The 22,525-nt window shown below is 72.8% G+C and carries 27 protein-coding genes; 11 read left to right on the plus strand and 16 right to left on the minus strand.

Annotation, left to right across the window (positions count from 1 at the left end):
- Positions 1-56: 56 nt before the first annotated feature.
- The 3 genes from I3F58_RS10990 to sigE form a co-directional block, all read right to left on the minus strand.
- Positions 57-1,517, minus strand: coding sequence for a S1C family serine protease (locus I3F58_RS10990; protein ID WP_240108134.1), 1,461 nt, complete (start codon positions 1,515-1,517; stop codon positions 57-59).
- Positions 1,518-1,629: 112 nt separating this feature from the next.
- Positions 1,630-2,622, minus strand: coding sequence for an anti-sigma factor (locus I3F58_RS10995; protein ID WP_240108135.1), 993 nt, complete (start codon positions 2,620-2,622; stop codon positions 1,630-1,632).
- Positions 2,619-3,407 (minus strand): RNA polymerase sigma factor SigE, encoded by a 789-nt coding sequence (gene sigE, locus I3F58_RS11000; RefSeq protein ID WP_240108136.1) that lies wholly within the window; start codon positions 3,405-3,407, stop codon positions 2,619-2,621. Before sigE ends, I3F58_RS10995 begins: the two co-directional genes overlap by 4 nt.
- Before the next feature lie 89 nt (positions 3,408-3,496).
- Between sigE and I3F58_RS11005 the strand changes: the two genes are divergently transcribed.
- Positions 3,497-4,198, plus strand: coding sequence for an O-methyltransferase (locus I3F58_RS11005; protein WP_308354983.1), 702 nt, complete (start codon positions 3,497-3,499; stop codon positions 4,196-4,198).
- A 148-nt stretch (positions 4,199-4,346) separates the two neighbouring features.
- Here the strand turns inward: I3F58_RS11005 and I3F58_RS11010 are convergent, their stop codons facing one another.
- The gene (locus I3F58_RS11010) at positions 4,347-4,514 is read right to left on the minus strand and encodes a DUF3117 domain-containing protein (RefSeq protein WP_009997451.1); all 168 of its coding nucleotides are present in this window, start codon (positions 4,512-4,514) and stop codon (positions 4,347-4,349) included.
- Between the two features lie 328 nt (positions 4,515-4,842).
- On the opposite strand from I3F58_RS11010, the gene I3F58_RS11015 reads away from it, so the two are divergent.
- The gene (locus I3F58_RS11015; RefSeq protein ID WP_240108137.1) at positions 4,843-5,625 is read left to right on the plus strand and encodes an enoyl-CoA hydratase/isomerase family protein; all 783 of its coding nucleotides are present in this window, start codon (positions 4,843-4,845) and stop codon (positions 5,623-5,625) included.
- 161 nt (positions 5,626-5,786) lie between these two features.
- Here the strand turns inward: I3F58_RS11015 and I3F58_RS11020 are convergent, their stop codons facing one another.
- Positions 5,787-6,419: a DNA-3-methyladenine glycosylase I gene (locus I3F58_RS11020; protein WP_374207949.1), complete on the minus strand. Its 633-nt coding sequence runs from the start codon at positions 6,417-6,419 to the stop codon at positions 5,787-5,789.
- A complete protein-coding gene (locus I3F58_RS11025) occupies positions 6,412-6,834 on the minus strand; it encodes a DivIVA domain-containing protein (protein WP_240108139.1) in 423 nt (140 codons plus the stop codon). The genes I3F58_RS11020 and I3F58_RS11025 overlap by 8 nt, the downstream gene beginning before the upstream one ends.
- Positions 6,835-6,886: 52 nt before the next feature.
- On the opposite strand from I3F58_RS11025, the gene folP reads away from it, so the two are divergent.
- A complete protein-coding gene (gene folP / locus I3F58_RS11030) occupies positions 6,887-7,747 on the plus strand; it encodes a dihydropteroate synthase (protein ID WP_240108140.1) in 861 nt (286 codons plus the stop codon).
- A gap of 99 nt (positions 7,748-7,846) precedes the next feature.
- Here folP and I3F58_RS11035 read toward each other — a convergent pair whose 3' ends face one another.
- Positions 7,847-8,602, minus strand: coding sequence for a TIGR00730 family Rossman fold protein (locus I3F58_RS11035; protein ID WP_240108141.1), 756 nt, complete (start codon positions 8,600-8,602; stop codon positions 7,847-7,849).
- Positions 8,603-8,725: 123 nt separating this feature from the next.
- The gene (gene dapE / locus I3F58_RS11040) at positions 8,726-9,865 is read right to left on the minus strand and encodes a succinyl-diaminopimelate desuccinylase (protein WP_240108142.1); all 1,140 of its coding nucleotides are present in this window, start codon (positions 9,863-9,865) and stop codon (positions 8,726-8,728) included.
- A gap of 99 nt (positions 9,866-9,964) precedes the next feature.
- On the opposite strand from dapE, the gene I3F58_RS11045 reads away from it, so the two are divergent.
- The 4 genes from I3F58_RS11045 to I3F58_RS11060 all read left to right on the plus strand — a co-directional run bounded on the left by I3F58_RS11045 (position 9,965) and on the right by I3F58_RS11060 (position 13,414).
- Positions 9,965-11,002 carry a hypothetical protein gene (locus I3F58_RS11045; RefSeq protein ID WP_374207953.1) on the plus strand — a complete coding sequence of 346 codons (1,038 nt, stop codon included), beginning with the start codon at positions 9,965-9,967 and terminating at the stop codon, positions 11,000-11,002.
- Between the two features lie 375 nt (positions 11,003-11,377).
- On the plus strand, positions 11,378-11,845 hold the full coding sequence (locus tag I3F58_RS11050) for an ATP-binding protein (protein ID WP_240108143.1): 468 nt from the start codon (positions 11,378-11,380) through the stop codon (positions 11,843-11,845).
- 195 nt (positions 11,846-12,040) lie between these two features.
- Positions 12,041-12,616, plus strand: coding sequence for a hypothetical protein (locus I3F58_RS11055; protein WP_240108144.1), 576 nt, complete (start codon positions 12,041-12,043; stop codon positions 12,614-12,616).
- Positions 12,617-12,652: 36 nt separating this feature from the next.
- Positions 12,653-13,414 carry a hypothetical protein gene (locus I3F58_RS11060; protein WP_240108145.1) on the plus strand — a complete coding sequence of 254 codons (762 nt, stop codon included), beginning with the start codon at positions 12,653-12,655 and terminating at the stop codon, positions 13,412-13,414.
- Positions 13,415-13,481: 67 nt separating this feature from the next.
- Here I3F58_RS11060 and I3F58_RS11065 read toward each other — a convergent pair whose 3' ends face one another.
- Together I3F58_RS11065 and fdxA are read right to left on the minus strand one after the other, a co-directional pair.
- Positions 13,482-14,576 (minus strand): bifunctional succinyldiaminopimelate transaminase/glutamate-prephenate aminotransferase, encoded by a 1,095-nt coding sequence (locus I3F58_RS11065; RefSeq protein WP_240108146.1) that lies wholly within the window; start codon positions 14,574-14,576, stop codon positions 13,482-13,484.
- A gap of 107 nt (positions 14,577-14,683) precedes the next feature.
- Positions 14,684-15,001: a ferredoxin gene (fdxA, locus tag I3F58_RS11070; RefSeq protein WP_240108147.1), complete on the minus strand. Its 318-nt coding sequence runs from the start codon at positions 14,999-15,001 to the stop codon at positions 14,684-14,686.
- 114 nt (positions 15,002-15,115) lie between these two features.
- On the opposite strand from fdxA, the gene I3F58_RS11075 reads away from it, so the two are divergent.
- A complete protein-coding gene (locus I3F58_RS11075; RefSeq protein WP_240108148.1) occupies positions 15,116-16,126 on the plus strand; it encodes a GNAT family N-acetyltransferase in 1,011 nt (336 codons plus the stop codon).
- Between the two features lie 5 nt (positions 16,127-16,131).
- Positions 16,132-16,950, plus strand: coding sequence for a transglutaminase-like domain-containing protein (locus I3F58_RS11080; protein WP_240108149.1), 819 nt, complete (start codon positions 16,132-16,134; stop codon positions 16,948-16,950).
- Between the two features lie 96 nt (positions 16,951-17,046).
- On the opposite strand, the gene I3F58_RS11085 is transcribed toward I3F58_RS11080, so the two are convergent.
- Positions 17,047-18,039, minus strand: coding sequence for a RimK family alpha-L-glutamate ligase (locus I3F58_RS11085; protein WP_240108150.1), 993 nt, complete (start codon positions 18,037-18,039; stop codon positions 17,047-17,049).
- Positions 18,040-18,120: 81 nt separating this feature from the next.
- A complete protein-coding gene (locus I3F58_RS11090; RefSeq protein ID WP_240108151.1) occupies positions 18,121-19,116 on the minus strand; it encodes a YafY family protein in 996 nt (331 codons plus the stop codon).
- 111 nt (positions 19,117-19,227) lie between these two features.
- On the opposite strand from I3F58_RS11090, the gene I3F58_RS11095 reads away from it, so the two are divergent.
- Positions 19,228-19,632 carry a DUF3224 domain-containing protein gene (locus tag I3F58_RS11095; RefSeq protein ID WP_240108152.1) on the plus strand — a complete coding sequence of 135 codons (405 nt, stop codon included), beginning with the start codon at positions 19,228-19,230 and terminating at the stop codon, positions 19,630-19,632.
- Between the two features lie 145 nt (positions 19,633-19,777).
- Here the strand turns inward: I3F58_RS11095 and I3F58_RS29620 are convergent, their stop codons facing one another.
- The gene (locus tag I3F58_RS29620; protein WP_308354979.1) at positions 19,778-19,909 is read right to left on the minus strand and encodes a DUF397 domain-containing protein; all 132 of its coding nucleotides are present in this window, start codon (positions 19,907-19,909) and stop codon (positions 19,778-19,780) included.
- 25 nt (positions 19,910-19,934) lie between these two features.
- Positions 19,935-20,816, minus strand: coding sequence for a helix-turn-helix transcriptional regulator (locus I3F58_RS11105; protein WP_240108154.1), 882 nt, complete (start codon positions 20,814-20,816; stop codon positions 19,935-19,937).
- A 114-nt stretch (positions 20,817-20,930) separates the two neighbouring features.
- On the opposite strand from I3F58_RS11105, the gene I3F58_RS11110 reads away from it, so the two are divergent.
- Positions 20,931-21,197, plus strand: a complete 267-nt coding sequence (locus I3F58_RS11110; RefSeq protein WP_240108155.1) for a hypothetical protein — start codon at positions 20,931-20,933, stop codon at positions 21,195-21,197.
- Here I3F58_RS11110 and I3F58_RS11115 read toward each other — a convergent pair whose 3' ends face one another.
- The gene (locus I3F58_RS11115; protein WP_240108156.1) at positions 21,198-21,653 is read right to left on the minus strand and encodes a GNAT family N-acetyltransferase; all 456 of its coding nucleotides are present in this window, start codon (positions 21,651-21,653) and stop codon (positions 21,198-21,200) included.
- A 32-nt stretch (positions 21,654-21,685) separates the two neighbouring features.
- Positions 21,686-22,504, minus strand: coding sequence for an alpha/beta fold hydrolase (locus tag I3F58_RS11120; RefSeq protein ID WP_240108157.1), 819 nt, complete (start codon positions 22,502-22,504; stop codon positions 21,686-21,688).
- Positions 22,505-22,525: the final 21 nt, after the last annotated feature.

Here is a 22,525-nt window from a genome sequence, read left to right on the forward strand (position 1 = left end):
GTCAGCCGTTCACACGCGGTTCAGCCAGGTGTCCGGCCATGGGTCTGGCGGGCGTTTCAGCTGCCGCCCGACGACCCCAGCGTCAGCGTCTTGACGACCTCCCTGCCGTCCCGGCGCAGCGTGAGCCGCAGCTTGTCGCCGGGGCGGTGGGCGCGGATCTTGATGATCAGTTCCTCGCCGCTGTGGACCCGCTCGTCACCGGCCCTGACGATCACGTCCCCGGGCTTGACCCCGGCCGCCGCGGCGGGGCCCCCGGAGACGACGGACGGGCCGCCGTCCCTGGCCTCGTCCGCGACCCGGGCGCCGTCACCGGTGTACTGCATGTCGAGGCTCACGCCGATGACCGGGTGGGTGGCCCTGCCGGTCTCGATCAGCTCCTCGGCGACGCGCTTGCCCTGGTTGATGGGGATGGCGAAGCCGAGACCGATGGACCCTGCCTGGGCGCGGTCGGCGTCGCCGCCGTCGCCCGCCGCGCGGATCGCGCTGTTGATCCCGACGACCCGGGCCTTCGAGTCGAGCAGCGGACCGCCGGAGTTGCCCGGGTTTATCGGCGCGTCGGTCTGGAGCGCGTCGACATAGCTGACGTCGCTGCCGTCGCCCTTCTCGCCGCCCGCCGTGATCGGCCGCCCCTTGGCGCTGATGATGCCGGAGGTGACGGTGTTCTGGAGGTCGAAGGGGGCGCCGATGGCGACGACCGGGTCACCGACCTGGACGCTGTCGGAGTTGCCGAGCGGCAGCGGGGTCAGGTTGGAGACGCCGTGGACTCTGACCACGGCCAGGTCGTAGCCGCTGTCCTTGCCGACGAGGGTGGCGCGGGCGGTCTCGCCGCCGCTGAAGGTGACCGTGATCCGGCCGGTGGTGCCCGCCGCGTCGACGACGTGGTGGTTGGTGAGGATGTGACCCCTGCGGTCGAGCACGAAACCGGTGCCGGTGCCCTGCTCGCCGCCGCCGCTGACGTGCAGGGTGACGACGCTGGGCAGGGCGCGGGCCGCGATGCCGGCGACGCTGTCGGGGGCACGGTCCGCGACCTCGGCGTCGGCCTGCGGCAGCTCGACGGTCGTCAGACCGCCGCTGCGTTCGATGTACGAGCCGACGGCACCGCCGAGGACGCCCGCGAGCAGCGCGAACACCAGCGCGGCGATCAGCCCGAGGCCCCGACGCGACCTGGACGCGGCCCCCTTCTGCGCCGCGACGGCCCCCGGACTGCTCCAGGGGTCGTACTGCGCCCACTGCCCGGCGGGCGGCTGCGGCCCGGCCCCGTGGACGGGTGCCTGGACCGGCGGCGCGAGTGCCCAGGGCCCGGGCTCGCCGTACGGCGGCGTCCGGTACTCGTCGGGCTCGTGCAGGGGCTGCGGGCCTCCCGTCCCGCCGGGGGAGCCGGGGTCACCGGAGCCGTGGGCGGCGGCGCCGGAACCGGCCTCCTGGGGCCGCACGTCCTCCACGGGACCCGCGCCCGCGGGTTCCGGCGGTGAGACGGGCGCAGGCCTGCTCCACCACTTCGGCTTCCCGTCGTCCATGCTCTCCCCAACTACTGGCCGCTCCGCGGCTCCCGGCCGCTCGGCGCCGCTTCCGGCGCCCGTGCCCACGGATTCAACCAGATCACCCCGGCAACCGCCCCGGACACGGCCCTCAGGGCGTCGCCGCCACGCTCGCCGTGCCCGCCACCGGCGCGGAGGCGTACGGTCCGGGTACCGTCCCCGCCGGACGCCTCAGCGGACCCAGCGGGTTCAGCTGCCCGGCCGGCGGCACCGACCGCAGCGCGAACCCCCCGGTCAGCGGTGTCGTCGCATGGAGAAAGGGCGGCGGCGCCGCACCACCCCGCTCCACCCCGGCGAGCCGCCCGAGACCGGCCGAGGCGGCAGCCGAAGCACCCGCGGTCGTGGTCACCGCGGACCCGGTCCCGGCCGTGCCCGTACCGCCCCGCCGCCGCAGGCTGTCCGCACTGCCCGTCGCCGCGGCCTGCCCGCCCGCCGACCGCACAGGCGTCACGTTGCTGCCGGAGCCGTCACCCCGGAAGTCCCCGGCCGTCACGGTCGGCATCGCGCCGCCCAGCGCGATGGCCGCGAACGACACGGCGCTGGCAGCCGCGAAGGCGAATCTCCGCCCGCGCCAGGCCGAGCGCCCGTCGTCCCCGCGCCCGCCCTCCGCGCGGCCGACCTCGTGGATGCGGAAGCCCGTACGCGCACTGCCGCCGGGCAGGACGGACGGATGGCCGCCGTCGGCCGCCGGGACGTACCCGAAGCCGCCGCCCGGCCGGACGCCGAAGGTTCCGCCGGTGATCCGCTCACCGCCGAGCCCGCCGCCCCCCGGGGGCCCGCTCCCCGGCCCCGTACCGAATCCGCCCGGGTCGCCGCCTTCCCCCTCCGCGCCGGGACTGCCGGGAGGCATCCCGGGCAGGCCCTGGAGACGTGCGAGGAACCCCTCGGACGGGGGCGGGGGCGCGGCCTGGGCGAAGACGCTCTTCAGCCGGCGCTGGGCGTCGGCCTCCGCCTTGCAGCGGGCACAGGTGGCCAGATGGGCGAGGACCCGCTCGCGCGCGTCGTGCCCCAGCTCACCGTCGACCAGGGCGGCGAGCCGGTCCCCGAGGTGCTGTTCCGCCGGGGTCGGATGGGTGCCACTCACGCGGCTCCGCCCTCCCCGCCCACGGCCGCGAACTCGCGGTGCTCCGCCAGCACCTCACGCTGTTCGGCCCGTGCCTCGGGCGAGCGGTGCTTCAGCGCCTTGCGCAGGTGCGACCGCCCGCGGTGGATCCGGCTGCGGACCGTGCCGAGCTTCACGCCGAGCGTCGCGGCGATCTCCTCGTACGACAGCCCCTCGATGTCGCACAGCACCACGGCGGCGCGGAACTCGGGCGCCAGCGTGTCCAGCGCCTGCTGGACGTCCGCGTCGAAGTGGGTGTCGTGGAAGACCTGCTGGGGCGAGGGCTCACGGCTCGGCAGCCGTTCCGCGGCGTCGTCGCCGAGCGCGTCGAACCGGATGCGCTGCTTGCGGCGCACCATGTCCAGGAACAGGTTCGTGGTGATGCGGTGCAGCCAGCCCTCGAATGTGCCGGGCGTGTACGTCGACAGCGAGCGGAAGACCCGGACGAAGACCTCCTGCGTCAGGTCCTCGGCATCGTGCTGGTTGCCTGTCAGCCGGTAGGCGAGGCGGTACACCCGGCCGCTGTGCGTGCTGACGATCTCCTCCCAGGAGGGCGGAGCCCACGCCTGAGATTCCGCATCCGATGCGAAGGTGGCCGTGGTGGCTGCGGTGTCGGCTGCGGCGCGGGTGTCAGCGATGTCGGTCACGGATTTCGGCTCACCCGCCGATCCGAGAAAGCGCCGCAACCGCGACACTCCTCCCCGATCCACAGGCGCAGCCGCACCTCCCCTGTCGGCTCTGGTGGTGTCCAGTGGAGCCCCTACCATAGCCACCTCGCCCGTTAGCTCCGGATAAGAATCTTTACGTGAATTTGGGGCCGCGAACTCCCCCCTGCCCGTTACCAACGCTCGGTCCCATCTGCGGGTTCCCGCCCCCGAGCGGCTACAGTCACGGTTGCCGACCACGGGGACAGGAGAGGGCCATTACCGCCAACTGGCAGACGAGCTGGGCGTTCGCCGACGCCTTTGTCTGCGAGGACGACGACGCGCTGCTCTGGGCCCGCGAACGGGCCCGGGAGTCAGGGGTGCCCTCGGTGACCCCGGGGACGGGCGGGGCGCTGCGGATGCTGGCCGCGTCGGTGGACGCGAAGGCGGTGGCGGAGATCGGCACCGGCACCGGTGTCTCCGGGGTCTATCTGCTGCTCGGCATGCGCCCGGACGGCGTGCTGACCACCGTGGACCCGGAACCGGAGCGGCAGCAGTTCGCCCGGCAGGCGTTCCGGGCGGCGGGCTTCGCGGGCAACCGCGCGCGGTTCATCCCGGGCCGCGCCCTGGAGGTCCTGCCGAGGCTCGCGGACGGCGGGTACGACCTGGTCTTCTGCGACGGCGACCGCGCCGAGTACCCGGACTACCTCGCGGAATCGTTGCGCCTGCTGCGCCCGGGGGGCCTGGTGTGTTTCGAGGGGGTCTTCGCGGACGGCCGCACGGTCGACTCGGCAGCCCAGCCCCCGGAGGTCCTCGCGCTCCGGGAACTCCTGCGGACGGTCCGGGAGAGCGAGGAACTCGTGGCGTCGCTGCTGCCGGTGGGCGACGGCCTGCTCTGCGCGGTACGGCGCTGAGGGTTCTCGACGGCATGCCGCGAAGGCCGGGCGCCGTGCTCCGGCCCGTCCTCACCCGCACACGCGCGAGCGCCCTGGTGGGGTGGGGGGTTCCCACCTCGCCAGGGCGCTCGACACAAAGCGAACCGCGTGCGTCAGCCGCCGGGCGTCAGCCGACGACCTTCTTCAGCGCGTCACCGAGGGCCTCGGCCTCGTCCGGGGTCAGCTCGACGACAAGTCGACCGCCGCCTTCGAGCGGAACGCGCATGACGATGCCCCGCCCCTCCTTGGTCACCTCGAGCGGGCCGTCGCCCGTCCGCGGCTTCATGGCCGCCATGCTCGTTCCCCTTCCTGAAACCAGCTCATCGCAAGCCGATGATGGCCCCATGGAAGGGCGCGTACCGGCTTCGAACACATTGCTTCCAGGTCATTATCCCGCATGCTGACACCCGATGACCAACATCGGGCCGCATCGCTTCGACAACGCGATCTCTCAAAACCCCACAATCCGGGGGTCAGCCTGCGATACTGCGCCCTCGCAGCAGGTGGCCCCGGGGGCCGTTCTTTGACGCAGGTCACACCCCAGGCCTCGTACCGGAGCCGGATGATCTCCGTCATGCTGGGCGGGACACCGCCCCCGGAGCCTCGAAGGGACCCCGACTGCCATGTCCGACACCGTGCTGTACGAGGTGAGCGACGGGCTCGCCACCGTCACGCTCAACCGGCCCGACGCCATGAACGCGCTGAACACGGACGCCAAGGTGGCCCTGCGGGACGCGCTGGAGTCGGCGGGAGCGGACGCGGACGTGCGCGCGGTGCTGCTCACCGCCACGGGCCGGGCGTTCTGTGTGGGCCAGGACCTCAAGGAGCATGTGGCGGGCCTGGGCGGCCCCGAGCCGATGCGTACCGTCCGGGAGCACTACAACCCCATCGTGCGGGCGATCACCGGCATGGCGAAGCCGGTGGTGGCCGGGGTGAACGGAGTCGCGGCGGGCGCGGGCTTCGGCTTCGCGCTGGCCGCGGACTACCGCGTGGTCGCGGACACGGCGTCGTTCAACACCGCGTTCGCGGGCGTGGCCCTGGCTGCGGACTCGGGCATGTCCTGGACCCTGCCCCGCCTGGTGGGCCCGAGCCGGGCCGCCGACCTGCTGTTCTTCCCTCGCTCCCTGTCCGCACAGGAGGCCGACGCGCTGGGCCTGATCAACAAGCTGGTCCCCGCGGACCGGCTGGCCGACGAGGCGACCGCGGTCGCCCGCGCGATGGCCTCCGGCCCGACGGTCGCGTACGCGGGCCTGAAGCAGGCCATGGCGTACGGGGCCGGCCACACGCTGGCCGAAGCGCTGGAGAAGGAGGACGAGCTGCAGAGCCGGGCGGGCTCCTCGGAGGACCACCGGATCGCGGTGGAGGCGTTCCTGGCGAAGGAGAAGCCTCGGTACGTGGGCCGGTAGCGCGCCGTGGGCGGCGGGGTCGTCCTGTCCTCCGTCCCCGCCCCGGACTCCGTCCCGGACCCGGTACCGCGTGCCTCGCCCGGCCGCGCCCGCCCTCGGAATCCGGGCGGGCTCGTCGGGCGCTCCGGAGTTCGAGGACCGGAAGGCCCCGGGGCGAAGCCTCAGGTCCCAGGCGAGGGGCGGGTGGGGGAGGAGCCCGCCGCGCGCCGCCCCTGCCCGCGCGCCACGCAGTCGGCCAGGTGGTCGTTCACCAGCCCGCACGCCTGCATCAGGGCGTACGCCGTGGTCGGGCCCACGAAGCGGAGCCCGCGCTTCTTCAGCGCCTTGGAGAGGGCTGCCGACTCGTCCGTCACCGCCGGGACGTCCGCGAGTGTGCGCGGCACCGCGCGAGCCTCCGGCTCGGGCGCGTACGACCAGATCAGCGCGTCCAGATCGCCCGCCGCCCAGCCGGCCAGCGCACGCGCGTTCGCGAGGGTCGCGTCGATCTTCGCGCGGTTGCGGATGATGCCCTCGTCCGCGAGCAGCCGCTCCCGGTCGTCGTCCGTGAACTCCGCGACCTCCGCGATCCGGAACCCGGCGAACGCCCGCCGGAACCCCTCCCGCCGCCGCAGGATCGTGATCCACGACAGCCCGGACTGGAACGCCTCCAGGGCGAGGCGTTCGAAAAGCGCGTCGTCGCCGTGGACGGGACGGCCCCACTCCTCGTCGTGGTACGGCAGGTAGTCGGCCGTGGACACGCCCCAGGGGCACCGCAGGGCACCGTCCGGGCCGGGCACCGCCCCGCCCTCAGTCACCGGACCGCTCCCCGTCGTCATCCGGCCGCGCACGCTTCTCGAACAGCGCGGCGCCGCCGCCGTCCGCCGTGGCCTGCGCGCCTGCCAGCGCCGCCTCCAGTTCCGCGATGCGCGCGTCCCGCTCGGCCAGCTCGGCGGCCAGCCGGTCCAGGACGTCGTCGACGTCGGTCATGCGATAGCCGCGCGCCGCCACGGGCAGCCGCAGCGTCTCGATGTCGGCGCGGCTCACCGGCCGGGTCACCGGCAGCGGGTCCACGAGGTGCTCCGGAGCCACCTCGGGCAGCGGCTCGCTCTCCCCGCCGCCGATGACCGCGATGGTCACCGCGGCCACCACGACCACCATCGCCACAGCCAAGAACCAGAACACAGCGCGCCTCTCCCGGGAGCGGAATACGTCTGGTCCCGATCGTGCCATGCGGTCGCGACGGTTAGGGTCGCAGGGACGTCACGCGAGGAGGACATACGGGATGCTGCGCCTGGGACGACGCGAATTCGGCCCGAACGAGCCGGTGATCATGGCGATCGTGAACCGGACCCCGGACTCCTTCTACGACCAGGGCGCCACGTTCCGCGACGAACCCGCGCTCGCGCGCGTGGACCAGGCGGTGGCGGAGGGTGCGGCGATCATCGACATCGGCGGGGTGAAGGCCGGACCCGGCGAGGAGGTGACGGCGGAGGAGGAGGCGCGGCGGACCGTCGGTTTCGTGGCCGAGGTGCGGCACCGCCACCCCGATGTGGTGATCAGTGTGGACACCTGGCGGCACGAGGTCGGTGAGGCCGTGTGCGAGGCGGGCGCTGACCTGCTGAACGACGCATGGGGCGGCGTCGACCCGAAGCTGGCGGAGGTCGCGGCGCGGTACGGGGCGGGGCTGGTGTGCACGCACGCGGGCGGCGTCGAGCCGCGCACGCGCCCGCACCGGGTCGCGTACGAGGACGTCATGGCCGACATCCTGCGGGTGACGGCCGGGCTGGCCGAACGGGCGGTGGCACTCGGGGTGCCGAGGGAGTCGGTGATGATCGACCCGGGGCACGACTTCGGGAAGAACACCCGGCATTCGCTGGAGGCGACGCGGCGGCTCGGGGAGATGGTGGAGACCGGCTGGCCGGTGCTGGTGTCCCTGTCCAACAAGGACTTCGTGGGTGAGACGCTGGACCGGCCGGTGAAGGAGCGGGTCATCGGGACCCTGGCGACGACGGCGGTGTCGGCGTGGCTGGGGGCGCAGGTGTACCGGGTCCACGAGGTGGCGGAGACCCGCCAGGTGCTGGACATGGTGTCCTCCATCGCGGGCCACCGCGAACCCGCGGTGGCCCGCCGGGGCCTGGCCTGACCGGTGTGCCGCGCCGTCGCGGTGTGCCCACCGGCCGGTAATGCGGGGCGGCCGCACACCGGTGGGCACAGCGGGCGGTTCAGCCCGCGCGGCGCGCGCTCAGCGCGCGGCTTCCTTGCTGACGAGGGCCACCGCCTCGTCCACGTCGTCGGTGACGTGGAACAGCATCAGGTCCCGGTCCGACGCCTTGCCCTGGGCGATGACCGTGCCGCGGAGCCAGTCCACGAGCCCGGACCAGTACGCGGTGCCGAACAGCACGATCGGGAAGCGCGTGACCTTCCGGGTCTGGACCAGGGTCAGTGCCTCGAACAGCTCGTCCAGCGTGCCCAGCCCGCCGGGCAGCACGACGAAGCCCTGCGCGTACTTCACGAACATGGTCTTCCGCACGAAGAAATAGCGGAAGTTGATCCCGATGTCGACGTGCGGGTTCAGCCCCTGCTCGAAGGGCAGCTCGATGCCGAGGCCCACGGAGACGCCCTGGGCGTCCCGCGCCCCCTTGTTCGCCGCCTCCATCGCGCCGGGCCCGCCGCCCGTGATGACCGCGAAACCCGCCTCGACCAGGGCCTTGCCCAGCCGCACGCCCTCCTCGTACTCCGGCGTGCCCGGCTTCGTGCGGGCCGAACCGAAGACGCTGATCGCGCTGGGCAGTTCCGCGAGCGCGCCGAAGCCCTCGACGAACTCGGACTGGATGCGCATGACCCGCCACGGGTCGGTGTGGACCCAGTCGGAGTCCCCCACCACATCCAGGAGCCGCTGGTCCGTGGTGCCGGGCTGGACCTGCCCCCTGCGGCGCAGCACCGGCCCCAGCCGCTGCTCCGCCGGTGACCGCAGATCCTCGGCCTCGGGGTTCCCCATGGCGCGCTCCTCTCGCTGAACGTCTTCTGCCGGGATCAGCGTAGGACGGGGAAGGTGACACGTGGCGAAATTTCGGTGGTCACCCGGGAAGCCGTCAGGCCCCGGGGTGCCCTCGGACAGGTCTCAGGCCGTCAGCCAGTCGTACAGCCTGCGCTCGCAGTGGGTGATCCGCTCGATGATGACGTGTTCGTCCCGCTTGTGCGCGAAGACCGGATCGCCCGGCCCGTAGTTGACGGCCGGCACGCCCAGCGCGCTGAAGCGGGAGACGTCGGTCCAGCCGAACTTCGGCAGGGCCGTGCCGCCGACCGCCTTCATGAATGCCGCCGCGGCCGGATGGGCCAGGCCGGGCAGCGCCCCGCCGGTGTGGTCGTCGACCACGAACTCGTCGACGCCGCAGTCCGCGAACACCTCGCGTACGTGCTGCTCGGCCTCCTCCATCGTGCGGTCGGGGGCATAGCGGAAGTTGACGACGACGGTGCAGGCGTCGGGGATGACGTTGGTGGCGACGCCGCCCTCGATGCCGACCGCGTTGAGACCCTCGTGGTACTCCAGCCCGTCGATGACGGGCTTGCGCGGCTCGTACGCGGCGAGGCGGGCCAGCACGGGCGCGGCGGCGTGGATGGCGTTGGAGCCCATCCAGGAGCGGGCCGAGTGGGCGCGCTCGCCGGACAGCTTGAGGTGCATGCGCAGCGTGCCCTGACAGCCGCCCTCGACCTGGCCGTTGGAGCCCTCCAGCAGCACCGCGAAGTCGCCTTCCAGCCATTCCGGGTGGGCGGTGGCCACGTGCCCGAGGCCGTTCAGGTGCGCGGCGACCTCCTCGTTGTCGTAGAACACGAACGTGAGGTCCCGGTTGGGCTCGGGCACGGTCGCGGCGATGCGGAGCTGCACGGCCACGCCGGACTTCATGTCGGTGGTGCCGCAGCCCCACAGGATCCCGTTCTCGTCCAGCCGGGACGGGACGTTGTCCGCGATGGGCACGGTGTCGATGTGCCCGGCCAGAACGACCCGCTCGGCACGGCCCAGGCGGGTACGGGCGACGATGTTGTTGCCGTACCGGTCGACGGTGAGATGCGGCAGGGCCCGCAGGGCCTGCTCGATCGCGTCGGCGAGCGGCCCCTCGGTTCCGCTGACGGAGGGGAAGTCGACCAGCGCGGCGGTCAGCGCCGGGCCGTCCTGGGTGAGGTCGAGCGGGGTGCGCGGCGCCGGCTGCGCGGCGGCATCGGGAGCGTGGTCCGGGGTCGCGTGGGGCGTGGCGTCAGGCATGGCCCGACCCTATCCCGGCGCCGTCCGGGCCCCTTGTACGGTGGGCGCGTGCCCAAGTCCCCCGCCACTCCCCCCTCCGAGCCGTCCCCCGCCGGCCGGGTGTCCGGAACGACCGGTACCTCCGGTCCGTCCCGTACGTCACGCGGCACCCGGCGTGCCCGCGGCTCCCGCCGTGCCCGGGTGACGGCGGGGTGCGCCGTTCTGCTGGCCGTGGCCGGGTACGTGGTGGTTCAGGTGGAGACGGGCGGCCGTGGGGCACCGGGTTGCGTGGTGGGCAGCGGCAGCCACACCTACCGCTTCTCGCCCGAGCAGGCGTCGAACGCGGCCACGATCGCGGCGGTCGGCACGACGAAGGGCATGCCGGAGCGGGCGGTGACGATCGCGCTCGCGACGGCGCTCCAGGAGTCGGCGCTGCGCAACATCGACTACGGCGACCGGGATTCACTGGGCCTGTTCCAGCAGCGCCCCTCCCAGGGGTGGGGCACGGCGGAGCAGATCATGGACCCGGTCTACTCCTCGGGCATCTTCTACGACCGGCTGGCGGAGGTCCCCGGCTATTCGCGGCTGCCGCTCACGGTCGCCGCCCAGCGGGTGCAGCGCAGCGGCTTCCCGCAGGCGTACGCGAAGCACGAGCCGGACGCGGCACTGCTGGCGGCGGCGCTGACCGGCCGCTCGGCGGCGTCACTGAACTGCACGACGCTGCTGGGGTCGCGGACCGGCGACGTCGCGCAGGTGCGGAAGGAACTGAAGCGGTCGTTCGGCACGGCGGTGCTGGGCGGCGAGCCCACGGACGGCGGGTCCGTGGACGACGGCAAGGGCGGCCTCCCGGACTCGCCCTCCTCTCCCCCGCAGGCTCCGGACGCGCCGGACACCCTCGCCGTCCCCGTCCCCCCGGGCACGGCCCGCGACGAGGCGGAGGGGACCGAAGGGCTGGAGGAACGCGTCCCCGGCTCGCGGCGTGGCTGGGAACTGGCGCAGTGGGCGGTCGCGCAGGCGGAGACGCTGCGGGTCGCGGAGGTGTCCTACGCGGGGCGGGTGTGGAGTGCCCGGCACCCGGGCCAGGGCTGGCGGGACGCGTCGGACCCGGAACACACCGCGCACGTGCGCATTCGTGTGGCGGCCGACCCGCCGGACTGATCGCCGCATAGTAGTCGCCCCACATCACAGGGTAATCACGAGCCACCCGCACACCATTCGGTCACCGTTCCGGGAATTCACCCACGGGGGTCGGACCCGCTCTGCGCACAGCCACCGCGACCAGCCGCTATGCACCAGGGCGCCGACTTGCCCGGCCACCAAGGGGCGGCGCGGAGGAAACGATTCTCCATCCCCTTTCCCCCACACCCGAACTTCCCATTGTTTGCCCGGTTTTGGGTGCCGCAGATCACCGCCTGCGGGGATTTCGCATTACCGACTCTTTACCTCGGCTCACCGCAACCTCCCCCGCCCTCCGAGCGGTTGTCACAGCGTCCGATCGTCGGACAGGCATCACAGCCCACCCGAAGGAGCACCATGTCCCTCCCCCTGACCCGCCGGATCGCCAGTGCCGCGCTGCTCACCGCAGCGGGAGCGGCCTCCGTGGTCGGTGCGGCCGGCTCCGCGAGCGCCGTGGACCTGCCCCAGAGCACCGACCTGGCCGGCGGTGTGAGCGCCCTCGACACGGGCGCGGTGACCGACACGGTCGGCGGCGCCGCGGAGAACGCCACCGACCTCGCGGGTGACGCGGGCAGCAACGCGGCCAAGAAGACCGTCCCGTCGACGACCCAGACGGCCGGCAAGACCGCCAAGAAGACCACTCCGGTCGCGCAGAAGGCCGCCAAGGACGTGACCCGCAGCGGCGGCGAGGTCGCGACCGACACGGCCGGCGCGGCCCAGGGCGTCGCGGGCGACACCGCGCAGGGCGGCCTGCTGGGCGGCCTGCCGACCGACGCCGTCCCGGGGGGCCTGCCGACCGGCGGCCTGCCCGGCGGGCTCGGCTGACCCGTACGGACGACCGACCGCAGCTCCCCTCCGCGCGGAAGGGCCCGGGAACACCCGGGCCCTTCCGCGTTCTCACGGAACGTCAGATTCGTTGTCGGATAAGCCAGTTGTCCTGTGTATGGTGCAGGGGCGACCGGGGGGACGCATCGCCCTCCCCGGGCGCCCTGACGACCAACAGGAAACGGGGAAAACTCAATGGGACACGACATACGTCGTGTACGTGGCATACGCGTACTCGCCGCCGTCGGCGCCACGGCCGCCGCGCTGACCCTGACCGCTCAGCCGGCCTCCGCCAACTCCTTCGGACCGACCTACGCGGACAACAAGGCACACAGCTTCTTCTACGACGACGACCTGTCGAAGGCCCAGCGCTCCGGCATGGACTGGGCGCGCAGGAACTCGCTCGGCGCCAAGACGGACATGACCACGAGCGTCAACAAGAAGTACAACAGGCAGGTGGACGTCTGGGTCTACGCCACCTGGAGGCCGACCGGCGACCAGAAGCACTGGTACGCGTGGACGACCTGCGTCAAGAGGGTGAGCGGCAGCTCCAGCAAGTGCGACCAGCACACGATCGTGATCAACCACAAGCTGCCGCACTCGAACTACAAGTCGCTGAGCTGCCACGAGATCGGCCACAGCGTGGGCCTGGGTCACTCGAAGGGCAAGAACAGCAGCTACAAGTCGGCGGATCGTTCCTGCATGCGGGGAAACCCCGACCACAACTACTACGCCAGGCACGACAAGAAGCACATCAACGGCCGTTACTGAGCAGGACCGACACGAGAAGAGGAGAGTGAGCAACCGATGAGTCACCGCAAGCGCACCCGTACCGCACAGGCGGCCACCGCCGCCGTCACCCTCGGCGTCCTGCTGGCCGGAACGGCCTGCTCGGCGGACGGCGGAACCCGCGCCGACGACACCCGCACGGACAGCTCCCGCACCGGTGGTGAGCGCCAGGACAGTGCCGCCGCGCCCGCCGGGTTCTGGGGCGCCCACCCGGGCAGGGGAGCCGCGGAGGCCGACGCCCCGGAGAGCCTCACCGAGCTGGCCGACCGCTCGGATCTGGTCGTCCTGGGCACGATCGCGGGCGCCGAGGAGGGCAGGGACTACACCGACCCCGGCAAGCCGCCGAACCGTACGTCGAACATCGGCATCCGGGTCGAGAAGTCCAGCAAGCCCGGTGTGACCGAGGCGGTCGTCGAGTTCACCCGCGAGCCCGGGGCCGAGCTGAACGACATCGCGGCCGACCTGCCCGGTGGCCGCTACGTCTTCTACCTCACGTCCTGGTACCAGGGCCCCGACGGCCCGGTCTACAGCTGCGCGTCCGCCGCGCGGTGCGTGGTGAGCGCCGAGGGCGGGAAGCTGGAGACGCCCCGCGACCCGGAGGTCGCGGAGGAGCTGGCGGAGGGCACCGAGGCCGCGTCCGCCGGAACGTCCGCGCCCGACGGCTCCGCGCCCGCGAAGTCCCAGGGCAGCGGCGCGAGCGGCCGGAAGGCGGAGAGCGAGCCCGTACGGCTCGACAGCGCCGAGGACGTCTTCGCCCTCAGCACCGCCGCCAGGGGCTGACGGGGTCCGCGCCCCGGTACGGCCCGCAGGGACCGCGCCGGGGCGCTTCCCGTCCCGTCCGCGCGGGTCATCCCAGCCGCTTGACCGCGGCCGCCACCCGCTCGTCGGTCGCCGTGAAGGCCACGCGCACGAACCGCTCCCCCGCCGCCCCGTAGAAGTCCCCGGGCGCGACCAGGACGCCCCGCTCCGCGAGGTGGGCCACGGTGTCCCAGCAGCCCTCGTCCCGGGTCGCCCACAGGTACAGGCTCGCCTCGCTGTGCTCGATCCGGAACCCGTGCCCCTCCAGGGCCGCCCGCAGCGCGGCGCGCCGGGCCGCGTACCGCTCCCGCTGCTCGGCCACGTGCGCGTCGTCCCCGAGCGCGGCGACCGTCGCGGCCTGCACCGGTGCGGGCGTCATCATGCCGCCGTGCTTGCGGATCTGGAGCAGCTCGCCCAGCACTCCCGCGTCACCGGCCAGGAAGGCCGCCCGGTAGCCGGCCAGGTTGGAGCGCTTCGACAGGGAGTGGACGGAGACGAGCCCCTCGTAGGAGCCTCCGCACACGTCCGGGTGCAGCACGGAGACGGGTTCGGCCTCCCAGCCCAGCTCCAGGTAGCACTCGTCGCTGAACACCAGCACCCCGTGCTCGCGCGCCCAGGCGACGATCCGGATCAGCTCGTCCTTGCCGAGCACTCGGCCGGTCGGGTTGGACGGCGAGTTCAGCCACAGCAGCTTCAGCCCGGCCGGGTCCAGTTCCGTCGGGTCGTCGTAGACCACCGGGGTGGCCCGGGCGAGCCTCGCGCCCACCTCGTACGTCGGGTAGGCGAGGCGCGGGTAGGCGACCCGGTCGCCGGGGCCGAGACCGAGCTGGGTCGGCAGCCAGGCCACCAGTTCCTTGGAGCCGACCACGGGCAGGACGTTCGGGTGCGCCATGCCCCGGGCGCCGAGCCGCCGCTCACACCACCCGGTGATGGCGTCACGCAGGGCGGGCGTACCCCACACGGTCGGGTAGCCCGGAGAGTCGGCGGCGGCGACCAGCGCCTGCCGGATCAGGCCGGGAACCGGGTCCACCGGGGTGCCGACGGACAGGTCGACGATCCCGTCGGGGTGCGCGGCGGCCGTCGCCTTGTAGGGCTCCAGCTTGTCCCAGGGGAAGGCGGGCAGACGGGACGAGACTCCGGACACGGGGGCTGCTCTCTTTCTCGTACGGGCGTGAAACGCCCCGGTCCCGTACGGGCGGGAGAACCGACCGTACGGGACCGGGGGTGTTCAACAAGCGATCCGATCAGCCGTCATGCCTGCGGCGGCAGGGCGGCGACGAAGGGGTGGTCCCGCTCGATCAGGCCGAGCTTGGAGGCACCACCGGGCGAGCCGAGCTCGTCGAAGAACTCGACGTTCGCCTTGTAGTAGTCCTTCCACTCCTCCGGCACGTCGTCCTCGTAGAAGATCGCCTCGACCGGGCAGACCGGCTCACAGGCCCCGCAGTCGACGCATTCGTCCGGGTGGATGTACAAGGACCTGCTGCCCTCGTAGATGCAGTCGACGGGGCACTCCTCGATGCATGCCTTGTCCTTGACGTCGACACAAGGCTGCGCGATGACGTAGGTCACGCTGTCGTTCCTCCTTGGTAGGGCTGGCTCTGCGCGGGAGCGCGGCGTCGTCGATGCCCGCCCCTAGTATCTCCGTTCTTGAACGGGATCCGTACAGGAGGGGCGAAGAGAGCTGTGGAGTTCACTGCGGGCGGACGGATGGATGTCCGGATCACCCCTTCTGACGTGGGCAAAAGGGTGTCCGTGCGCTGCTTGAGGGACGCTGGGGACGGACTCGGGACGTTCACCGACACGGTCGGTGTGCTCACATCCTGGGACGAAGGTGTGTTGCTGATCACACGAAAGTCCGGGGAATCCGTCCGCATCCCGGAATCCTCCATGGTCGCGGGGAAGACCGTCCCGGCCGCCCCGGCGCGTCGGCGCGGCCCGGCGGCCTCGTTCGCGGAGCTGGCGGGGGTGCAGGCGCGGGCCTGGCAGCCGGTCGAGAGCGAACCACTCGGAGAGTGGACCCTGCGCGCGGCTCACGGGTTCACCCGCAGGGCGAACTCGGTACTGCCGCTCGGCGACCCGGGCGTGCCGCTCGACGAGGCGCTGACGAGGGTCCGCGCCTGGTACGGGAAACGGGGCCTGCCACCGTACCTGCAGGTGGCGACGGGCGCGGCGGACACCCAGGAGGCGCTGTGCGCGGCGCTGGAGGAGCGCGGGTGGCGGCGGGAGGTGTCGGCGGAGGTGCGGGTCGGAGCGCTGGCACCGCTGGCGGACGCGGCGGCACAGCCCGGAGCAGGGCTGTCGCGCGATCCGGACTCCGCGTGGCTGCGCCGGTACCAGCGGGTGGGCGAGCCCGCGCCGCACATGGTGCGGGTGCTGGAGGCGGGCCCGTCGGTGTGGTTCGCGACGATACCGGGCGCCGCCTCCGAAGACGTGCCCGCGGCGATCGGCCGCTGCGTGGTGGACGGCCGGTGGGCCGGCTTCATGGCGGTCGAGGTCGCCCCCGAGCGGCGCCGGGAGGGCCTGGCGACCGCGGTGATGGCCGCGCTGGCGGCACGGGCGCTGGAGGAGGGCGCTTCGGCGGCCTGGCTCCAGGTGGAGACCGGCAACCAGGCCGCTCGGACCATGTACGCGGGGATGGGCTTCGCAGTGCATCACCTGTACCACCACTTCCGCGCCTCCGAGGCGGGTACGTGACCGGTATGGAGGACTGGAGGAGCCAGTTCGCCCAGGAGGCCCGCGAGGAGCGGCCGGACCTGGCGCTGCTGTGCCTGCTGATCGGCACGGAAGCCGAGCCGGAGCTGGGCCAGGCGGGGATGGACGCGGCGGAGATCGAGCTGGACCGGCTGGCCGGGCTCGTGCCGTACGGCCCGAAGGACCCGGTGGCCTGGGCACGGGCGCTGGAGAAGCTGCTGGGCGAGCAGTACGGGTTCGGCGGAACGCCCGCGGAGTACGGGCGCCTGGACTCCTCCCTCCTGCACCAGGTGCTGCGCCGCCGCCGGGGCCTGCCGATCACCCTGTCGGTGGTGTGGATGGAGGTCGCGCGGCGGGCGGGCGCGCCGGTGTACGGGGTGGCGCTGCCGGGACACTTCGTGGTCGGCTTCGGGGACCCGGGCGAGCGGGTGCTGGCCGACCCGTTCGCCGGGGGCCGTCCGATGACGGGTGCGGACGCCGGACTGCTGGTGGCGGGCGCGACCGGCGAGCGCCTCGACCCGTCCCTGCTGCTGCCGGCCGACACGTTGGACATCGTCCTGCGCGTCCTCAACAACATCCGCGCGTGGGCGGTGGCCCGGCCGGAGCACTCCGCGGTCGCCCTGTGGGCCCTGGACCTGGCCCTCCTTCTCCCCTCCCACCCCGCGAAGCTCCGCTACGAACGGGCGAGGGTCCTGATCCAGCGCGGCGAGTTCCGCGCGGGGGCGGGGGAGCTGGAGGCGTACGCGGACGTGGTGGAGCCGGTGGACCGGGCGGCTGCGGAGGAACTGCGGCAGCAGGCGATGGCGGCGCGGTCGCGTCTGAACTGAACCTTCCCCGGTCCGGCCCCGCGCCTGCTCCCGTGCGGCGCGCTCCAGCCCGTCCGGTGACCGAGGGCGAGCGCCGTTCCGGGGACGTGCACCCGTCTACCCGGACCGGCAGTCGTCCACCGCGCACGCGATCACCCGGAACAGCTCACCCCCCAGCTCCTTTCCGACCGCGTCGAACAGTTCCGGATACAGCCCCGGCGTCGTGTTCTCGTCCACGATGATCGGCTCGCCCTCATGAAGGATCATGTCGAATCCGACGATCTCCGCGCCCAGCGCCTTCTGCGCCCGCAGGGCCAGCTCCTCCTGCGCCGGAGACACGGGACACAGGTCCACCTCGCCCCCCGCCCCGGCCGGGTCGTACACCTTGGTGGCCCCGCCGCGCATCGTCGCCCAGCGCGCCGCCCGCTTGCGGTACCCGTACATCACGGCCCCGCCGACGACCGTCACGGACGTCCAGTCGGCCGGATCGTTCTCGTAGAACCGCTCCAGCAGCAGCGTCTCGTCCGGGACGCAGGGAGCCGTCGCCGTGAGGTACCCGACGGCGTCACGAAGCGTGGCGAAGTCGTCCACGAGCAGGACACCCTGCCCGTAGAACCCGTGGCGCGGCTTCAGCAGCGCCCGCCCCCACGCACGCAGCACGTCCTCCGCCGCCCCCAGGTTCCGCGGGTGCAGCAGAACCGTCTCCGGCACCCGCGCACCCGCGCGGCTCAGCGTCAGATGGGCCCGGTACTTGTCGACACCGACGGCGAAGGAGTCCGGGTCGACGACCACCCGGGTGTCGAGACCGAGCGCCCACAGGGCCTCCCGGTGATAACTGCCGGGCGTCCGGTCGATCTGCGCGTACCAGACGTACAGGTCGAGGTCGTTGAGGCAGACGTCCCCGTGGTGGACCCGCCCGTCACGGATGACGGTCCGGTCCAGGTTCAGGTCGTGGGTGAACTCGACGCCCTCCAGTCCGGAGAGCAGCTCCAGACACCGCTCCCGGGCGGGGACGGTGAGCGTGGAGGTGCCGGGCATCCGCGCCAGCGCGGGCGACGCCCCGATCGGCCCCGTCGCCAGAAACGTCCCGACCCGCAGCGCCCGCGTCACGCTCCACCTCCCGGTCAACCGGTCCCGCGCCTCGCTGATCCCTTCCACCGGCGCGTCGACCGCCACACCCGCCCGTAAGGGTCATGGCGCGTCGGCCGCCGCGGGACCCGCCCCGCCCCCGTACCGCCCTGCCAGCTCGGCCACGGTCCCGGCGACGGCCTCCCGCAGGGGCGGCGGCCCCAGCACCTCGGCCTCCGTACCGAGCCGCAGCAGATCCCCGACGGCGACGGCCGTCGTCTCCACCTCCAGCACCGCCTCGGCCCACCCGTCCGGGCCCGGCGGCCCCGCACCCTCCACGGCCCGCACGCCCACGGCGCCGAACAGCATCGGGAGCAGCCGAAGCCCCCGCGGCGAGACCCTCAGCCGCGCGGTCCCCTGGAGCAGCGCGCCCTCCAGCCGCCGGGAGGAGTGGTCCCAGGAGGCGGCGAGGTCGAACCCGTCCGGACGCTCGAAGCCCTGCGTGGTGACCTCCACGTCCAGGAACCGTGACACCCGGTACGTCCGGACGTCGCCGTCCGCCCGCGCCACCAGGTACCAGATGCCGCCCTTGAGGACGAGCCCCAGCGGGTGCAGCTCCCGGCGGACCTCTCCGCGCCAGCGCCGGTAGTGGGCCCGCAGCACGCGCTGCTCCCACACGGCCCGGGCGACCGCCTCCAGGTACGGGACCTCCTCGCCCTCCCGGAACCACCCGGGCGCGTCGAGATGGAAGCACTCCTGCACCCGCTGGGCCCGTGCCGCCAGCCCCTCCGGCAGTGCGGCCGTCAGTTTCAGCCGGGCGGTCGCGAGCACGGCGCCCAGCCCCAGGTCCTTCGCCGGCCCGGGCGCCCCCGCGAAGAACAGCGCGTCGGCCTCGGCGCCGGTCAGCCCGGTGAGCCGCGTCCGGTACCCGTCCATCAGCCGGTAGCCGCCCGCGGGACCCCGGTCGGCGCACACGGGCACACCCGACGCCCCGAGGGCCTCGATGTCCCGGTAGACGGTGCGGACGGACACCTCCAGCTCCGCGGCGAGTTCGGGAGCGGTCATCCGTCCGCGGTTCTGGAGCAGCAGGAGCAGGGCGACAAGCCGGTCGGCGCGCATGGGTCCGAACCGTACCTGACAGAAGATGTCAGGTACGGGGGTGAGGCTGGGCACGCAGCACAGCACCGCCGCGCGGACACACCGTGCGCCCGAACGAACAGGACACCACCCATGCCCGTAGAGATCTCCGGCCACATCGCGTACGTCAACTGGGAGGAGAAGGCGCTCGGTTCGACCGAGACGTACCCGAGGATCGCCGCGGCCACGACCGTCAACACCTTCTCCGGCGGCATCGAGGCGGCGGAGACGGCCTGCGCGCTCACGATCACGTACGTCGCCGAGAAGACGGGCACGTTCACGGGCATGGAGGTGCTGACCGGCAGCCTGGACGGGCGCGAGGGCACGTTCGTGGTCGAACAGCGCGGCACGTTCGACGCGGACGGCTCGGTGCACGGCACGTTCGAGGTGGTCCCGGGCTCGGCCACGGGCGCGTTGGCGGGCCTGCTCGGGACGGGCTCGTTCACGTACCGGGGTGAGTCGCCGTACCCGTACAGGTTGGGCTACGAGCTGGGCTGAGGAAGGCGCCTCCCCGTCGTGGGGGGCCGGAGCCGCTCCGGGGGCTCACCTCCTCACGACGGCTCGCGCGGGCCCGGTCTCTTGACGGGCCGCATCACCTCCCGCCGACGGGCGGCCGCACCCCGGCGGCGGGCTGGGACGGCTGTCAGCGGAGGCTGTCCGCCTGCACGGCTCCGACGAACGCCGCCCAGGCGACCGCGCCGAACAGGACTGCGGGGCCGGTGGGGTGCTTGCTGTCCCGGACGGGGACGTGGGCCGGGCAGGCGGAGTCGTTCACTTCGAGGCAGGCGCCCGCGTTGGGGTCACTGTGGCTGGATTTGCGCCAGCCAGACAGGGCTGACGCGTCCGGGACGATGTGCTCGCTGCGCTTCATGCTCGTATCCCTCCGCTACGGACCTCATGAGGTCCAGCGACTCCTGGTGCGACATTGCGTCGCCCAGAGCAAGATCGTATGCAGCGAAGGCCTGCTCAACCCGGGACAGCAGGTCCCAGACCTTCCCTGTCTTCCAGCCTTCTACGTAGGCGATCGGCGGCAGTTCCTCGAACCGCATCAGCATGAGCATCCCCTCACCCAGTGCGTGCGCTCCCACCCGAAAGGGAAGCACGTGCGTATGAACGCGGCGCCTCTCACCCAACTCCACGATATGCGAAAGCTGTTCCGCCATCACGGCAGGTCCGCCCACCGGGCGCCGCAGAACGGCTTCGTCCATCAGCGCCCACACCATGGGCGACTGAGGGCCGTCCAGGATCCGCGCACGCTTGAGGCGCGCTACGACGGCCCTGTCACACGCCTCTGCCGTCTTGGGAGGAACGGCGTGCTGGAACACTGCCCGCATGTATGCCTCGGTCTGGAGAATGCCGGGCACCAGGGTGCTGGCGAACTCGCGAATCTCCGTCGCCTGACGCTCGAACTCCTTGGCCCTTTCGAAGTGCTCCCCGATGTCCCGCGTCTCCTTGGCTGGCAGGAACCGAACGAGCACCCCTCCCCCGCCGAGCGCCTGGTCAAGGCGTTCCGCGTCCGGCCGCGTCGGGCGGCGGCGGCCCGACTCGAAGTGTGCGATCAGGGACCGCGACATGATCACCAGCTCGGCCAGCGCCGCCTGCGTGAGTCCCGCCTTCGCCCGCAGTTGCTGCAGTTCCTCGCCCCACTTCGCCCGGGCCTCCTGCGTGTCCTCGATGGCCATGGAATAACTCCCCTCTGATCCTGCGACGCTGGGTCACTCACCCCTCTTCCGAGGCTAGCCACCACCGCGTCACTCTGTGAGCGATTCACCACACAGAGCGAGAGGATGCAGGTCATGGTCACGCAAGAGCGGGACGTCCCCTTCCCCACGGGGACGTACGTCGCCCACACCGCCACCGACGTCTACGGACCCGGCAAGGTCATCGACGAAGACGGCGGCATCGGGGAGGCGGGGGAGCCCTGCAACTGGCGGCGGGTCAGGTTCGTGCACTTCGTGGCCAGCGTGCACGTGAAGGACCTGCGGGTCGCCACCGGCATCGAGGCCGCCGAGATCGACTGGTGGCTCAGGACGAAGCGCCGGCAGTACGGGGGGCAGTGGTGATCACCCGGCGGACAGCCTCAGGTCGATCCAGGGGACGGTGTCGCCGGGCAGCAGGTATCGCTCGGTCTCGGTGAAGCCGTGGCTCAGGGCGAACCGGAGGCCGTCCGGGTTGGAGGAGAGGACGACGGTCTCGATCACATGGGCGCCGAGCGCCCGTGCCCGGGCGAGGCCGCGGGTGTACAGCTCCTCGCCGTACCCCTGGCGGCGGTGGGCGGGCAGGACGCGGGCGATGACCGTGGCCGTCGCCGTTCCGTCGGCCGGGGGGCGGACGGTGGTGCAGCCGACGAGGACCTCGCCCGTGTAGGCCACCTCCAGGTGGTGGCGTACGACGCGGTCCCGGACGTCGTCCGGGGACAGGTGATGCGTCGGGATGATCGTGTTGTGGACGTGCCGCCAGTCTCTGAGCGTGGCGTCGTCGTCCGGGTCGTCCAGGTGGCGGATGCGCAGGCCGGTCATGGCGGCAGGAGAACCCGGCGGGTCCGGGGCCGTCAACTCGGTTTGCGGGCCCAGCGGGTGACCGTGGCGGCGTAGTCCTGGGGGTGTGTCACATGGGGGATGTGACCCGCGCCCCGGAAGGTGTTGCGCCCCGCGTGGGGCAGGACGGCGGCCAGGCGGTCCAGGATCGCCTCGAACCAGGCCGGGCTCTCCGTGCCGTGGCTGAGCAGGACGGGGGCCGTGCAGGCGGCGAGCGCGTCGACGTCCAGGTTCGCCCAGTCGGGGTCGCCGGTCTCATCCAGCCAGGTCGCGGCGTGGGTGAGGAAGACGCCCCGCAGGGCCTCGGGCATCGACGTCCAGCCGCCGGGGCCGAGCGCGATCCGCTCGACGAACATCTCCGCGCCGGCCTCGGTCTCGCCCCGGAGCAGCAGTTCTCTCACGTCCTCGATCGCGCTCGACACCGGTTGCAGCTCCGGCGCCACGGCGGGGTCGTCGCGGACCAGCCCGGCGAGCGGAGGCTCGTGGAGGAAGACCGTACGGAGCAGTTCCGGGCGGCGCGCCGCCAGGCCGGCGACGATCGAGGCGCCGAAGGAGTTGCCCGCGACATGCACGGGCGCCGGACCGAGCGCCCCGATCAGCGCCGCGAGGTCGTCCTCGTCCTGCCGCCGGGTGCCCTGGCCGGGCACCTGCTCGCTCCGGCCGTGGCCCCGGCGGTCGTACGCGATGACACGGAAGCCCTCTCCGAGACCGGCCCCGATGGCGGGCAGCCAGGAGCGGTGGTCGTTCCACGAGCCGTGGACCAGGACGAGGGGCTCGCCCTCACCTGCCTCCTCGTAGTGCAGCTGCACCTCACCGGCCTGTACGTACGCCATGTCGTGCGTCCTCCGCGTGCG

Origin of the sequence: Streptomyces sp. MUM 203J, assembly GCF_022414595.1 — a bacterium.
Taxonomy (GTDB): Bacteria; Actinomycetota; Actinomycetes; order Streptomycetales; family Streptomycetaceae; genus Streptomyces.

What these genes read in the sequence shown, in the direction of transcription:
- I3F58_RS10990 (WP_240108134.1), bottom strand. Translation starts at nt 1,517, where the DNA reads ATGGACGACGGGAAGCCGAAGTGGTGGAGCAGGCCTGCGCCCGTCTCA.
- sigE (WP_240108136.1), bottom strand. Translation starts at nt 3,407, where the DNA reads ATGGTAGGGGCTCCACTGGACACCACCAGAGCCGACAGGGGAGGTGCG.
- I3F58_RS11010 (WP_009997451.1), bottom strand. Translation starts at nt 4,514, where the DNA reads ATGGCGGCCATGAAGCCGCGGACGGGCGACGGCCCGCTCGAGGTGACC.
- I3F58_RS11015 (WP_240108137.1), top strand. Translation starts at nt 4,843, where the DNA reads ATGTCCGACACCGTGCTGTACGAGGTGAGCGACGGGCTCGCCACCGTC.
- I3F58_RS11025 (WP_240108139.1), bottom strand. Translation starts at nt 6,834, where the DNA reads ATGGCACGATCGGGACCAGACGTATTCCGCTCCCGGGAGAGGCGCGCT.
- folP (WP_240108140.1), top strand. Translation starts at nt 6,887, where the DNA reads ATGCTGCGCCTGGGACGACGCGAATTCGGCCCGAACGAGCCGGTGATC.
- I3F58_RS11035 (WP_240108141.1), bottom strand. Translation starts at nt 8,602, where the DNA reads ATGGGGAACCCCGAGGCCGAGGATCTGCGGTCACCGGCGGAGCAGCGG.
- dapE (WP_240108142.1), bottom strand. Translation starts at nt 9,865, where the DNA reads ATGCCTGACGCCACGCCCCACGCGACCCCGGACCACGCTCCCGATGCC.
- I3F58_RS11050 (WP_240108143.1), top strand. Translation starts at nt 11,378, where the DNA reads ATGTCCCTCCCCCTGACCCGCCGGATCGCCAGTGCCGCGCTGCTCACC.
- I3F58_RS11055 (WP_240108144.1), top strand. Translation starts at nt 12,041, where the DNA reads ATGGGACACGACATACGTCGTGTACGTGGCATACGCGTACTCGCCGCC.
- I3F58_RS11060 (WP_240108145.1), top strand. Translation starts at nt 12,653, where the DNA reads ATGAGTCACCGCAAGCGCACCCGTACCGCACAGGCGGCCACCGCCGCC.
- I3F58_RS11080 (WP_240108149.1), top strand. Translation starts at nt 16,132, where the DNA reads ATGGAGGACTGGAGGAGCCAGTTCGCCCAGGAGGCCCGCGAGGAGCGG.
- I3F58_RS11090 (WP_240108151.1), bottom strand. Translation starts at nt 19,116, where the DNA reads ATGCGCGCCGACCGGCTTGTCGCCCTGCTCCTGCTGCTCCAGAACCGC.
- I3F58_RS11095 (WP_240108152.1), top strand. Translation starts at nt 19,228, where the DNA reads ATGCCCGTAGAGATCTCCGGCCACATCGCGTACGTCAACTGGGAGGAG.
- I3F58_RS11105 (WP_240108154.1), bottom strand. Translation starts at nt 20,816, where the DNA reads ATGGCCATCGAGGACACGCAGGAGGCCCGGGCGAAGTGGGGCGAGGAA.
- I3F58_RS11110 (WP_240108155.1), top strand. Translation starts at nt 20,931, where the DNA reads ATGGTCACGCAAGAGCGGGACGTCCCCTTCCCCACGGGGACGTACGTC.
- I3F58_RS11115 (WP_240108156.1), bottom strand. Translation starts at nt 21,653, where the DNA reads ATGACCGGCCTGCGCATCCGCCACCTGGACGACCCGGACGACGACGCC.
- I3F58_RS11120 (WP_240108157.1), bottom strand. Translation starts at nt 22,504, where the DNA reads ATGGCGTACGTACAGGCCGGTGAGGTGCAGCTGCACTACGAGGAGGCA.